This window comes from Gordonia sp. SL306, from assembly GCF_026625785.1.
GTDB lineage: Bacteria > Actinomycetota > Actinomycetes > Mycobacteriales > Mycobacteriaceae > Gordonia.
The window spans coordinates 1321889-1334650 of sequence record NZ_CP113063.1 but is presented as its reverse complement, the minus strand read 5'-3'; the positions used below and the strand labels follow the sequence as shown (position 1 = coordinate 1334650).

At 68.0% G+C, this 12762-nt stretch carries 13 protein-coding genes; 10 read left to right on the top strand and 3 right to left on the bottom strand.

What is annotated here, in order from left to right:
- Positions 1-11 precede the first annotated feature (11 nt).
- The 3 genes from OVA31_RS05990 to OVA31_RS05980 all read left to right on the top strand — a co-directional run bounded on the left by OVA31_RS05990 (position 12) and on the right by OVA31_RS05980 (position 3437).
- Positions 12-1514, top strand: coding sequence for a PucR family transcriptional regulator (locus OVA31_RS05990; RefSeq protein ID WP_267630191.1), 1503 nt, complete (start codon positions 12-14; stop codon positions 1512-1514).
- Positions 1511-2395: an SGNH/GDSL hydrolase family protein gene (locus OVA31_RS05985; protein ID WP_267630189.1), complete on the top strand. Its 885-nt coding sequence runs from the start codon at positions 1511-1513 to the stop codon at positions 2393-2395. Before OVA31_RS05990 ends, OVA31_RS05985 begins: the two co-directional genes overlap by 4 nt.
- Positions 2396-2978: 583 nt before the next feature.
- Positions 2979-3437 carry an endonuclease domain-containing protein gene (locus tag OVA31_RS05980; protein ID WP_267630188.1) on the top strand — a complete coding sequence of 153 codons (459 nt, stop codon included), beginning with the start codon at positions 2979-2981 and terminating at the stop codon, positions 3435-3437.
- Between the two features lie 98 nt (positions 3438-3535).
- Here the strand turns inward: OVA31_RS05980 and OVA31_RS05975 are convergent, their stop codons facing one another.
- Positions 3536-4963 (bottom strand): MFS transporter, encoded by a 1428-nt coding sequence (locus tag OVA31_RS05975; RefSeq protein ID WP_267630187.1) that lies wholly within the window; start codon positions 4961-4963, stop codon positions 3536-3538.
- A gap of 80 nt (positions 4964-5043) precedes the next feature.
- Between OVA31_RS05975 and OVA31_RS05970 the strand changes: the two genes are divergently transcribed.
- From OVA31_RS05970 to ccsB, 7 genes are all read left to right on the top strand, one after another.
- Positions 5044-5643 (top strand): TetR/AcrR family transcriptional regulator, encoded by a 600-nt coding sequence (locus OVA31_RS05970; protein WP_267630186.1) that lies wholly within the window; start codon positions 5044-5046, stop codon positions 5641-5643.
- Between the two features lie 84 nt (positions 5644-5727).
- Positions 5728-7065, top strand: a complete 1338-nt coding sequence (hemL, locus tag OVA31_RS05965; RefSeq protein WP_267630185.1) for a glutamate-1-semialdehyde 2,1-aminomutase — start codon at positions 5728-5730, stop codon at positions 7063-7065.
- A 17-nt stretch (positions 7066-7082) separates the two neighbouring features.
- Positions 7083-7691, top strand: a complete 609-nt coding sequence (locus tag OVA31_RS05960) for a histidine phosphatase family protein (protein WP_161062670.1) — start codon at positions 7083-7085, stop codon at positions 7689-7691.
- Positions 7692-7699: 8 nt separating this feature from the next.
- Positions 7700-8359 carry a TlpA family protein disulfide reductase gene (locus OVA31_RS05955; RefSeq protein WP_267630184.1) on the top strand — a complete coding sequence of 220 codons (660 nt, stop codon included), beginning with the start codon at positions 7700-7702 and terminating at the stop codon, positions 8357-8359.
- Positions 8356-9168, top strand: a complete 813-nt coding sequence (locus tag OVA31_RS05950; RefSeq protein WP_267630183.1) for a cytochrome c biogenesis CcdA family protein — start codon at positions 8356-8358, stop codon at positions 9166-9168. Before OVA31_RS05955 ends, OVA31_RS05950 begins: the two co-directional genes overlap by 4 nt.
- On the top strand, positions 9165-10868 hold the full coding sequence (gene resB, locus OVA31_RS05945; RefSeq protein ID WP_267630182.1) for a cytochrome c biogenesis protein ResB: 1704 nt from the start codon (positions 9165-9167) through the stop codon (positions 10866-10868). The genes OVA31_RS05950 and resB overlap by 4 nt, the downstream gene beginning before the upstream one ends.
- A 27-nt stretch (positions 10869-10895) precedes the next feature.
- Entirely contained in the window at positions 10896-11912 is a 1017-nt protein-coding gene (ccsB, locus tag OVA31_RS05940; protein ID WP_267630181.1) for a c-type cytochrome biogenesis protein CcsB, read from the top strand.
- On the opposite strand, the gene OVA31_RS05935 is transcribed toward ccsB, so the two are convergent.
- Together OVA31_RS05935 and OVA31_RS05930 are read right to left on the bottom strand one after the other, a co-directional pair.
- Positions 11897-12373, bottom strand: a complete 477-nt coding sequence (locus OVA31_RS05935; RefSeq protein ID WP_267630179.1) for a helix-turn-helix domain-containing protein — start codon at positions 12371-12373, stop codon at positions 11897-11899. The genes ccsB and OVA31_RS05935 overlap by 16 nt on opposite strands.
- 166 nt (positions 12374-12539) lie before the next feature.
- The gene (locus OVA31_RS05930; RefSeq protein ID WP_267630178.1) at positions 12540-12749 is read right to left on the bottom strand and encodes a hypothetical protein; all 210 of its coding nucleotides are present in this window, start codon (positions 12747-12749) and stop codon (positions 12540-12542) included.
- Positions 12750-12762: the final 13 nt, after the last annotated feature.

Below are 12762 nucleotides of genomic sequence, written 5' to 3'. Positions count from 1 at the left end.
GGGTGAACTGTGTGACGACCGTCCGGTGGCTGCTGGCGCAGCGCAGGCTCCAGCTGGCGCTGCGTGGCGGGGCCGACGGGCTGGGGCGCTCGCTCGATTGCGCGGTGTCCTCGGAGCTCGCCAACGCCGGAGAATGGTTGTCGGGCGGGGAGGTGCTGCTCACCACCGGGCTGCGGCTCGGCGACGACGCGGCCGGGCGCCGTGCGTATCTGACGGGTCTCGACCGGGTGGGTGTCGCGGCGGTGGGGCTCGGTGTCGGGTTCGGGTTCGACGAGGTGCCCCGGGACATGGCGGAGACCGCGGACGAGCTCGGTCTGCCGTTGTTCGAGGTGCCGCTGCCGATCCCGTTCTCCGCGGTGACCCGGGCCGTGCTCGATCAGATCGCCGCACAACGGTCGGCCCGACTGGTCACGGCCACCAAGGCGCAACCGCGAATGACCCGGGCCGCCGCGTCCGGCGGTTCCGCGGCGCTGGTCCGTGAGCTGGCCGAGGCCATCGACCAGCACGTGGTGCTCCTCGACACCGGCCTCTCCGTGGTGGCGACGGCGCCGCGCACCATCCCGTCCGCCGACCTCAATCGGATTCGCGATCTGGTGGTGCGCGATCCCGCGTCCGCGGGCGCGGTGTGGATGACCGACGACGCGACGATCACGGTGGCCCGGGTGGGCTCGGGCGGTCGGACCTACGGGCATCTCGGTGTCGTCGGGACGTCGGCCCTCGACGATGTCGCGCGCATGCTGGTCGGGCACGCCACCTCGCTGCTGGCCATCGAACATGCCAAACCGCGTCAGGTGACCCGCGACGTCGTGGATCTGCACGACGACGCGCTGGCCCTCGCGATCGACGGCTCGGTCAGCGGACCGGGACTGCACCGGATACTGGGGCGCGCAGCGGACCGGGCCGGGCGGGTCCGCGCCGCGGTCTTCACCTTTGCCGACCCGGAGGCGGCCACGCAGGGGCGGCGTCGGCTCGTCGACGACCTCGATCATCGATGGCGACCGGTGTTCGTCCATCGGGACGACGTCGAGGTGATCGCCTTGTTGCGCGGCGACGATCACGTCGAGTTCGCCGTCGGACTGCTGGCCATGATGAATCGCAGTGCCCCGGTGTCGGGCGGGATCGGGCCGCCGGGCGAGTTGCGTGAGGTGGGCGAATCGGTGCGACAGGCGCGGCTGGCGTGCCGGTCGGCGGCGGTCGGGCAACTGGTCGACCTGTGTGGCAGCCGCTCATTGCTGACGATGAACCCGGTCCGGCAGGCGCTGGCCGACGCATCCGCACAACGCCTTTCACCGGTGATCGCCCACGACGACCAGCACGGCACGGATCTGCGCGCGAGCCTGCTGGCATTCCTGGAGGCGAACGGCAACTGGGGTGTCGCGGCGGCGGCGCAGGGGGTGCATCGTCACACCTTGCGTCACCGGATCGAGCGGATCGAGGACATGCTGGAGGTCGACCTCTCCGATGCGCGGACCCGGGCTGAGCTGCTGTTGATGCTGCTGGGGGCGGACGCATGAGGCGCGCCGCGGCAGTCGTTCTGGCGCTTGTGGTGTCCGTACTCGGGGGCTGCGCGACGACCCCCGACGAGCCGCAGACATCCACCTCCACGTCCGCTGCCGGCAGCTCGCCGATGCCTGCGCCGCGGCAGGTCAATCTCGGCGACAGCTACAGCGCCGCGGCGGGAGTGCAACCGCTGGTGGAGGATTCACCCGTGCTGTGTCTCCGGTCATCCCGTAACTTCGCGCACCTGCTCGCGGCGGCACGTGGTTACCGGCTCGACGACGTCAGCTGCAGCGGCGCCGACACCGCAGATTTCTTCACGGCCCAATATGCCGGTGTGCCCGCTCAATTGGATGCTCTCACCGGTGGCCCCGACGTGGTGACGGTGATGATCGGCGGCAACGACAGCGCGGTGTACACCACCGCGATCCGTGCGTGCTCGGACGTGGCGGCGACCGATCCGAGTGGGTCGCCGTGCCGTGCCGCGCACGGGGCGGAGTACGTCGACATAGTCCGGGATCGCACCTACCCGGCGCTGGTACGCGCACTCGCGGCGGTGCGGGCGAAGGCGCCGGGCGCGCAGGTGCTGGCGGTCGGCTACCCATGGATCCTGCCGGCGCAGACGGGCTGCTATCCGACGATGCGTGTCGCGGCCGGCGACGTCCCGTATCTCCGTGAGCTGCAGGCGGTTCTGAACCGATCGGTGCAGCAGGCCGCGGAGCAGGCCGGTGCCACCTATGTCGACATGTCCGGAGTGTCGGAGGGGCACGACGCCTGTGAACCGGTGGGTACGCGCTGGATCGAGCCGCAGGTCGGTGCGACCGGCGCCGCCCCGGCTCACCCGAACGGGCTGGGCCAGCAGGCAATCGCGGATCAGGTGGCGGCAGCCCTGCGGTAGGCCGGTCGCCGGGCAGGTCCGCCGCCGCGACATGAATACGGTGTCAGCGGGGTGTCGAGTCAATAGTTGTCACGAAGGTCCGCTGACACCGCATCCATATCTGCCGCCACTTGTCCACAGTCACAGAACAATCCACAGATCGGCCATCCGGCCCGGCGCTGCCGAATTCGGTGAGCATTTCTGCACCACGCTGACTCCATGGACCTGAGTGATCTCCACATTCCGTACGGAGTCGCCTCCTGGGCGCAGTTACGAGACCTCGGCGTCACCCAGAGCCGTCTCCGGCGGGCGTGTGCGGACGGCGATCTCCGGTTGTTGCGGCGCGGCTGGTATGCGACTCGGTCGGCGAACACATCGGTGGCGGCGGCGGTGGCCACCGGGGGTGTGGTCAGTTGTGTGTCGGCGCTGAGACTCCACGGGGTCTGGATTCCGCCCGGGCCCAGCAAGATGCACATTCGCGGTCGTGAGGCGGTACATCGATCCGGTAAGCATCGGTACTGCAAGCAGTACGCGCCCCCGGAGCGGGAGGTCGACGCCGTCGACGAGATCCGGACCGCACTCCGGCATGCGCTCAAATGTCTGGATGAGGAGGGGCATCGTCGTCGTCTGCGACTCGATCCTCCATCAAAACCTGCTGGAGAGGTCCGACCTCGACGAGGTGTTCATCGGCGCTCCTCGTCGCATTCGTCGCCTCCTCGACCGCTGTGACCCCGGTGCCGAATCGGGCACCGAGACGATGGTGCGATGTCGCCTGCGCGCTCTGGGCATGAGAGTCCGGGTGCAGCACCGGATCACGGGCGTGGGTCGGGTGGACCTGTTGGTCGGCGACCGTCTCATCATCGAGATCGACAGTGTGGAGTACCACGATCGGTCGCCGGAACAGATCGAGAAGGATCGCCGGCGTGACGAGGAGGCGGCCCGCCTCGGCTACGTCACCCTGCGGTTCAGTTACCGGCGTGTGGTGCATGAGTGGGAGCAGGCGGAGGCGACGGTACTCGACCTCGTTCGCCGGCGTGAGCACGTGAAGCAACTCGCCGGATGACGCCGCGATATGAATGCGGCGTCAGCGGGGTCTCGGATCAATAGTTGTCGCGAGTCCTCGCTGACACCGCATCCATATCGCGCGGCCCGGCTACCCACTCAGTGCGCGAGCTCCGCAGGCGCCCGACGCGGCAGCAGCCGGACCACGGGCAGGCAGATCGCGGCTGCGCCGAGCACCATCACGAGGCTGATCTCCATCGCATGGACCTCGCTCCCGGTGGCCAGCTGGAAGAACACCGTTGTCACTGTCGCGGAGCCGATTCCGGTGGCCAGCTGTTGGATCGCCGACATCGAGCCGCTGGCGCTGCCCGCCTCGTCGGCGTCGATGTCGCCGAGCGCGATGTCGAAGATGGTCCCGTAGCAGGCGCCCATCCCGAGGCCGATCACGAAGATCGGCAGGGCCATCATCCAGAGGCCGAGGTCGGTACCGGACGCGGCGACGAGGGCGAGCAGCCAGCCGACCCCGACGACGATCCCGACCAGACCGATTGCGACGAGGGTCCGTCCGAGGCGGGTCATCAGTCCGCCCATGGTCGCCCCGGCGGCGACGATGATGCCGAGGGTCAGCGGCAGCAGGCCGAGCGATGTCTCGCGGGCCGATGCCCCGATGCCCAGCTGCATGAACAGCGACAACACGTAGACGAGGCCGCTGGTGGCGGCGAACACGAGAAGTCCCATCACCAGGCCGGAGGTGAAACCGCGGTTGCGGAACAGACTGGGTCGCAGCAGTGGGTCGGCGGTGTGGGCCTGCCGGTACGCGAACAGTGCTGCGGCGCAGGTGCCGACGATCAGGGATGCGATGGGGATCGGGCCCCAACCGGCTGTCGAACCCTCGATGAGGCCGAACATCAACCCGAACATCGCGACCGCCAGGATGCCCGAACCCCAGCCGTCGATCACGGTGTCTCCGTTGCCGTCATCGCGGGGTAGCAGGCGAACGGCAAGAGCGAGTCCGATGACGCCGAGCACGACGTTGACCAGAAAGATCGGCCGCCAGGACAACCCGGCGATGTCCCAGTCGATGACAAAGCCTGCCAGGACCGGACCGCCCACCGAGGCGATGCCGAGCAGCGGTCCGAACAGACCGAAGGCCTTGGCCAGCATCTCGCGAGAGAACGTCTTGGTCATGATGGCCATGCCTTGCGGCAGCATCAACGCGCCGAAGGCGCCCTGGGCTATGCGCGCGACGACGAGGAGCCCGGCGTCGGGGGAGAGGCCACACACCGCCGACGCGATGGTGAACCCGGCCATGCCGACCAGGAACACCCGTCGTTGACCGAATTTGTCGCCGAGTCGTCCGCCGACCACGAGCAGCACTCCCATCGCCAGCGCGTAACTGGCGCCGAGCCACTTGATGAGGCCCTCGCCCGCGCCGAGTTCGTCGGCGATCGTCGGTGCCGCGATGTTGGTCACCGTCGAATCGATCATGTCCAACGCGTCGGCCAGGAGCACCAGGCCGAGGATCGCCCACATCAGCAGGTTGGACGGCCCGGTTCTGGCCGGGGATGTGTCGTGTGTCGTCGTCACGTCAAGCCTCCATCTCGTAGTTGGTATGAAAGTAGAATAACTCTCCTAATGTACTTACTACAAGAATGTAAACTGTGACCATGACGACAACACCTGCCGCGATGGGCCGCCGCGAGCGGAAGAAGGCGCAGACGCGTCAGGCGATCAGCGACGCGGCGATGAAGCTCTTCCTGCAGCGCGGATACGACAACGTGACGGTGGCGGAGGTGGCCGAGGCGGCCGACACCGCGGTCGCGACCGTCTTCAAGCACTTCGCCGACGGCAAGCCGGCCCTGATCTTCGACGACGGCACCGAGCGCAGAGAGGGGATCGTCGCCGCGGTCCGCGATCGGGACCCCGATCGTTCGGCACTGGCCGCGATAGGCGATTTCCTGCTCACCCGAGGTCCGTTCCTCGAGAAGCCCGACGCCGAGTGGGCGGAGCGCACGCGGCTGATCATGGACACGCCCGCGCTCACCGACTACTCGCGCAAGCTCTGGATGGTCGGCGAAGGCGACCTGGCCGAGGTGCTCGCCGACGCCTACGGCCGCGGCCCCGACGACATCCAGATCCGCGCGCTCGCACGCTATCTGCTGGAGATCCCCGGCCTGGCCGGGTTCCGGCCCGACTCCCGCGCGGCCCTGCGGGCGATCGTCGACCTGCTCGACAACGGGTGGTCGACGGAGTCTCACAGCGGGTGACCGCCGTCACCGACCTGTTCCCGCAGGCTGAGAGCAGCCTGAACGATTTGGGCCCCGTCGGCGGCGTTTGGAACACTAGAGGCCGTGACCCGATCCGCTGATGCCGCCGCGAAGTCCGCAGAACTCTTTCGCCGCGCCACGGCGGCCATTCCGGGCGGCGTCAACTCCCCGGTCCGGGCCTTCTCCGCGGTGGGCGGAGATCCGCGGTTCATCGCCTCGGCCAAGGGCTGCCACCTCACCGACGTCGACGGCAACGATTACGTCGACCTCGTCAGTTCGTGGGGGCCGATGATCCTCGGCCATGCCCATCCAGCGGTCGTCGAGGCAGTCCAGAAGGCCGCTGCAGGCGGACTCTCCTTCGGGGCCCCGACCGAGGCCGAGATCGAATTGGCCGAGGAGATCATCGACCGTGTCGACCCGGTCGAGCGGGTCCGCCTGGTCAACTCCGGCACCGAGGCCACCATGTCGGCGATCCGGCTGGCGCGTGGATTCACCGGCCGGTCCAAGATCATCAAGTTCGCCGGCTGCTATCACGGCCATGTCGACGCGCTGCTGGCCGACGCCGGCTCGGGCGTCGCGACGCTTGGCCTGCCCACCTCACCCGGGGTCACCGGCGCCTCCGCCCACGACACCCTGGTACTGCCCTACAACGACCTCAAGGCCGTCGCGAAGGCGTTCGAGGAGTTCGGCCACGAGATCGCCGCGGTGATCACCGAGGCCGCTGCCGGCAACATGGGCGCGATCGCCCCGCACGACGGATTCAACGCCGGTCTGCGGGAACTGACCCGCCGGCACGGCGCGCTGCTGATCATCGACGAGGTCATGACGGGTTTCCGGGTTAGTCCGGCAGGCTGGTACGGCATCGAGGGCGTGGCCGGTGACATCTACACCTTCGGCAAGGTGATGAGTGGCGGCCTGCCCGCGGCGGCATTCGGCGGCCGCACCGACATCATGGAGTACCTCGCCCCGACCGGGCCGGTCTATCAGGCGGGCACGCTGTCGGGGAACCCGGTCGCCGTCGCCGCCGGGCTCGCGACCCTCCGGCACGCCGACGCGCAGACCTACACCGCTCTCGACGCCAACGCGGATCGACTGGCAGCCCTGTTCACCGAGGCGCTGAGCGCCGAGGGAGTGGCGCACCGCGTGCAGAGCGCGGGCAATCTGCTCAGTATCTTCTTCACCGATCGTGCCGACCCGATCACCGACTATGCCGGCGTCAAGGCCACCGAGACCTGGCGGTTCGCGCCGTTCTTCCACGCGCTGCTCGAGCGCGGGGTCTATCCGCCGCCGAGCGCCTTCGAGGCCTGGTTTGTCAGCGCGGCGCTGGACGAGGATGCTTTCTCACGAATCGCCGACGCGTTGCCGGCTGCGGCCCGGGCCGCAGCAAGCGCATCGGCCAGTGCAACGGGGGAGTCCCAGTGACCAACACGATCGTCCACATGATGCGGCACGGCGAGGTGCACAATCCCGACGGCATCCTCTACGGGCGCCTGCCCGGGTTCCGGCTGTCCGACAGCGGTCGCGCACAGGCCAACAAGGTCGCCGACACACTCGCCGACCACGACGTGACCGCGGTGTTCGCGTCGCCGCTGCAGCGTGCCCAGGAGACGGCGACACCCATCGCCGGCGCCCACGGGCTGACCATCGTCACCAACGACGAACTCATCGAGGCCGACAACGTCTTCGAGGGTCTCAAGGTCTCGGTCGGCGACGGCGCCCTCAGCAAGCCCCGGCATTGGCCCAAGATGCGTGACCCGTTCACCCCGTCGTGGGGCGAGCCGTACATCCAACTCGCGCACCGCATGCTGGCCGCCGCCAACAAGGCGCGCGACGCCGCCCGCGGTCATGAGGCCGTCTGTGTCAGCCACCAGTTGCCGGTCTACACGCTGCGTCGCTTCCTGGAGGGCCAGCGGCTCTGGCACGACCCGCGTCGCCGGCAGTGCTCGCTGGCCTCGCTGACCAGCCTCATCTACGAGGGCGACGCCCTCGTCGACATCATCTACTCCGAGCCGGCCGGTGCGTCGGACCCGTTGGCAACGGGAGCGTAAGGACGAGCGTGCGAAGGTTCTGCCTGCTGGTTGCGGTAATGGCGGCCCTGATCGGGGTGATCAGTGGCTGCGGCACCGGCGACGACGCAGTGGCCCAGGGGGACACATTCCAGTTCGTCTCCCCGGGTGGGCAGACCGTGATCACCTATCCGCCCGCCGACCGCAAGAAGGTCGCCAACCTGTCGGGGCCGGATCTCGTCACCGACCAACCGCTTTCGCTGTCCGACGAGCGATTCCGCGACAAGGCCGTCGTCATCAACGTCTGGGGTTCGTGGTGTGGGCCGTGCCGCGGTGAGGCCGACGACCTCGAGCGCGTCTACGAGCAGACCAAGGGTCTCGGGGTCGAGTTCCTCGGTATCAACCTGCGCGACGATCGGCAGTCGGCCAAGGACTTCGTCGCCGACCGCAGTGTCGGGTTCCCGTCGATCTACGACTACGACGGCATCACGTTGTCGAGCCTCACCACTCCGACCGCCGTGGTGCCGACCACGGTGGTCCTGGACCGTCAGCATCGGCCTGCCGCGGTGTTCCTGAAGGCGGTCACGGCCGACGAACTCGACGCGACCGTCCGGAAGGTCGCTGCCGAGTCGGTGTCGACCCCGGCGTCGTCGACTCCGGGTTCGGCTGCACCGCAGTCGTCGGCCGCACCGGCCCCGGGCCGACCATGACGATGATCGAACTCGCACCGCAGGCCGCCATCGGTGACACGTTCGCCACCACGGTGTCGAGCGGGCCGCTGCTGCTGGCGCTCGCCGCGTGTGTCGTCGCCGGACTGGTCTCCTTCGCGTCACCCTGCGTCGTCCCCCTGGTGCCCGGATACCTGTCCTATCTCGCCGGGCTCGTCGGTGCCGAGGCCCCGGCCGTCACCGTCGGCGAACCGGCCAAGCGCGGCCGCTCGCGGGTCGCGGTCGCCGCCGGGCTCTTCGTCCTCGGATTCACCGTCGTCTTCGTCGCGGCCACTGCGACAGTGCTCGGTATCACGAACACTTTCGTGGTGAATCGCGAAGTGCTGCAACGTATCGGTGGCGTGGTGACCATCCTGATGGGACTGGTCTTCATCGGGCTGGTCCCGATGGCCCAGCACGAGTTCCGCTTCGCGCCCCGCCGGATGTCCAACCTGGTGGGTGCGCCGCTGTTGGGTGCGGTGTTCGCCCTGGGCTGGACACCCTGCCTCGGGCCGACCCTCGCCGCGGTCATCGCGACCGCCAGCGGCACCGAGGGCGCGACCGCCGCCAAGGGTGTCGCACTCATCGTCGCCTACTGCGCGGGCCTCGGCATCCCGTTCGTCGTGCTCGCGTTCTCGTCGGCCTGGGCTCTGCGCAGCCTGGGCTGGCTGCGCAATCATGCACGGGCGATCCAGATCTTCGGCGGGATCATGCTCATCGCCGTCGGGGTCGCCCTGGTGACCGGGCTCTGGGATCAATTCATCGTGTGGGTCCGCGACGCCTTCATCACCGACACGGAGCTGCCAGTATGACCGAGACAGACGTGACCCCCGACGCCGAGGTGTCCGGCCCGACGCCCGGTCCGTCCCGCCCCCATTGGATCTTCCGCCGGGTACTCTGGCCGGCCCGCAACCTCTGGCGCTCACTCACCTCGATGCGGACCGCGCTGGTGCTGCTGTTCCTGCTCGCCCTCGCTGCGATCCCCGGGGCACTCCTCCCGCAGCGGCCGCTGAACGAGCAGAAGACGCAGGCCTACATCGACGAACACGGCTGGCTCGGCCAGTGGATGGACCGGCTCCAGCTGTTCGACGTGTTCGCCAGCGCCTGGTTCACCGCCATCTATGTACTCCTGTTCATCTCGCTCGTAGGGTGCCTGACGCCGCGGATGATCGAGCACTTCCACAGCCTGCGCGCCAAACCCGTTGCCGCACCGCGGAATCTGAAGCGCCTACCGCGACACGTCGAGCACGAGGTGGACGGGGACCCCGAAAGCCTGGCGCGACGCATCTCCGGCAATCTCCGCGGATGGCGACGCACCACCGTCGTCAAGGACGACGGCGTGGTCGAGGTGTCCGCGGAGAAGGGCTACCTGCGCGAGTTCGGCAACCTGGTCTTCCACTTCGCGCTGCTCGCGCTCTTGGTGTCGATCGCCTTCGGCAAGCTGTACGGCTACGAGGGCACCCGCAGCCTCGTCGCCGACGGCGAGCAAGGTCTCTGCAACACCTCGACCGCCGTCTACGACTCGTTCAGGGCGGGCAATCTCGTCGACGGCACCGACCTCAACCCGTTCTGCTTCCGCGTCGACGGCTTCGACGCGACCTTCCTGCCCAACGGGCAACCGGACATGTACACGGCCAAGGTGCGCTACACCGAGGGCACCCAGCGGACCGACCCGTCGAGCTGGAAGTCGACGACAATCCGGGTGAACGACCCGCTGCGGGTGGCCGGTGACCGCGTCTACGTGCTCGGCAACGGTTACGCCCCGACGTTCACGGTCACGTTCCCGAACGGTGAGCAACGTCAGCAGACGGCGTTGTTCATCCCGGAGGAGATGCAGACGATGATGTCGTCGGGGGCGGCGCGCTTCGACACCCCGGCCGGGCTCTACCCGAACGAGGACGAGCGCCGCTCGCATCAGGTCGCTCTGGAAGGGCTGTTCGCCCCGACGGCCAACTACCACGGCACCCTGCTGACCTCGTCGTCGCCGATTCCCAAGGACCCGGCGGTGGCGATCCGCATCTACGAGGGCGACACCGGGCTCGACACCGGCAAACCGCAGAATGCGTACTCCCTGGACCAGACGCTCATCGAGCAGGGACGCCTGCAGCAGCGTGCGCAGGTGAACCTGGCGCAGGGACAGACACACCGACTCGCCGACGGCACCTCGGTGCGGTTCGACGGGTATCAGCGATGGGTGTCGGTGCAGGTCTCGCACGATCCCTCGCAGGTCTGGGTGCTGGTCTCGGCGATCGTGATGCTCGGGGGCCTGCTCGTGTCGCTGCTGATCCGGCGTCGGCGCATCTGGGTCCGACTCGTGCCCGTGCCCGGTTCGGTTTCCGGAGACCCCGGCGAACGACGTACTGTAGTAGAAATTGCCGGTCTGGCACGTACCGATCAGGCGGGCTGGGGCGAGGGATTCGAGGAGCAGGCTCACGACCTGGTGCGCGACTCGGCCGACCCGAACGCCGAGCGCACCTCGAGGGCACATCGGATACGCGGGCGGCGACTGTAAGCGGGATCGACTGAGAGGACGAGTGCGATGAACACCGGTTCGATGCACGTCGACGAGACACTGGCGCGGTATTCCGATCTGCTCTTCGGTACCGCCATCACCATCTACGTGCTCGCGATGTTCTTGTTCCTCGCGGCGCTCGCCGGTGCCCGTAGTCGCAAGCTGACGTCGTCGGCCCAACTGGTCACCGCCGGTGGGTCCGGGGTGGCTGTGGACGATCGGGCGCCCGGCAAGATCGCCGACACCCCTCGCCGCAATCTCGGTGACCGGCTCGGCAACATGGCCTATCCGGTGGTCGTCGTCGGACTGATCGCGCACATCTCGTCGATCGTGCTGCGGGGTATGGCGACCGGCCGTGCGCCCTGGGGCAACATGTACGAGTTCATCTCGCTGACGTGCGCCGCCTGTGTCATCGCCGGCCTGGTGGTGCTGCGCAAGCCCGAACACCGGCCGCTGCTGACTTTCGTGCTGCTACCGGTCTCGCTGCTGATGTTCATCGGCGGTCGCTGGCTGTACACGCAGGCCGCTCCGGTGGTCCCCGCGCTGAAGTCGTACTGGCTCGCGATCCACGTCTCGATCATCTCGGTGTCGTCGGGCGTGCTGCTGGTGTCGGGCGTGGCCAGTGCCCTCTACCTGATCAAGATGCGGTGGGGTCGCCCGGAGAGCGACGATCCGGCGGCCGCCGGATCCGGATTCGTCGCGGGTGTGCGACGGGTCATCGACCGAATCCCGAACGCGGACACCCTCGATCGACTCGCCTACAAATGCGTCGTCTTCGGATTCCCGCTGTTCGGTCTCGGCGTCATCTGCGGTGCGATCTGGGCCGAGTCGGCATGGGGCCGGTTCTGGGGCTGGGATCCCAAGGAGACGGTGTCGTTCATCGCCTGGGTGATCTATGCGGCGTATCTCCATGCCCGCGCGACTGCGGGCTGGCGGAGCAACGCGGCCGCCTGGATCAACGTCGCGGGTTTTGTCGCGCTGCTGTTCAACCTGTTCATCATCAACCTGGTGGTCTCCGGCCTGCACTCCTACGCGGGACTCTGACCGCTGTCTTCGCCGGGCGGCGTGCGCTGGGTCTCCACAGCCTGCGCCTTGACCATTTTGAGCAGAGCGATCACGACGTCGATGGTGTCCGGGCAGATCGAGCGGACATCGATCCCGGACAGATGTGTTCCGGTGGTCGCCAGCATCTCCACGTAGTCGCGCTGCTGGCGGACGCGCTCGAGGTCTTCGTCGGGATTGGCCAGGAAATAGGTGACGCTCACCTCGAATGCGCGCGCGATGGCCTCGACGGTCCGGAACGACGGCGTCCGGGCCTTACCCGTCCGGAGTTGCGAGATGTAGGCGTCCGAGAGTGAATATCCGAGGTCGTTGGCCCGTTCGGCGATCTTCTTGCCCGTGTACGGCACGCCGTTCTCATCCCGCGAGTGCTCGAAAAGGTAGCCCAGCTTCTCTGCGAAGCCGGGTTCGTCGTCGGGCGCCGGGCGCCCCCGCTCGGGCGTCAACGTGGGTTGTCCGCGCGTGATTCGTTGATCTCCTGCACCTTTCGCCGGCGGTCCACATGGTGGTACCCACACTGCGTGATGGAAAGAGATTACCCTACCTGCAAGTAGGGTACGCGGGCGTAAGTCCAGGATTCCGCGACGTCAGAACGGATCTTGCGTCGAGGCGTCAGGCGTCGTCGGCATCGGACCCATTGGGCCCCCGCGTGCGGCGGTCGAGATCGAGGAGAAAATCGGGATCGTCGTCGGGGCCGACCGGGCCGATGGGCCGGGTGGGTCGGTCGTCGTGATCCTCGCGATCGGCGAGTTGGGGGCCAAAGGCGCGCCAGAGCAGGAAACCGATCGCTGCAATGCCGATCAAAGCGAACAGAAACGTCATGGCAACCTCCCGT

Coding starts and splice junctions, on each gene's coding strand:
- OVA31_RS05985 (WP_267630189.1), top strand. CDS start 1,511: ATGAGGCGCGCCGCGGCAGTCGTTCTGGCGCTTGTGGTGTCCGTACTC.
- OVA31_RS05980 (WP_267630188.1), top strand. CDS start 2,979: ATGAGGAGGGGCATCGTCGTCGTCTGCGACTCGATCCTCCATCAAAAC.
- OVA31_RS05970 (WP_267630186.1), top strand. CDS start 5,044: ATGACGACAACACCTGCCGCGATGGGCCGCCGCGAGCGGAAGAAGGCG.
- OVA31_RS05960 (WP_161062670.1), top strand. CDS start 7,083: ATGATGCGGCACGGCGAGGTGCACAATCCCGACGGCATCCTCTACGGG.
- OVA31_RS05950 (WP_267630183.1), top strand. CDS start 8,356: ATGACGATGATCGAACTCGCACCGCAGGCCGCCATCGGTGACACGTTC.
- resB (WP_267630182.1), top strand. CDS start 9,165: ATGACCGAGACAGACGTGACCCCCGACGCCGAGGTGTCCGGCCCGACG.
- ccsB (WP_267630181.1), top strand. CDS start 10,896: ATGAACACCGGTTCGATGCACGTCGACGAGACACTGGCGCGGTATTCC.
- OVA31_RS05930 (WP_267630178.1), bottom strand. CDS start 12,749: ATGACGTTTCTGTTCGCTTTGATCGGCATTGCAGCGATCGGTTTCCTG.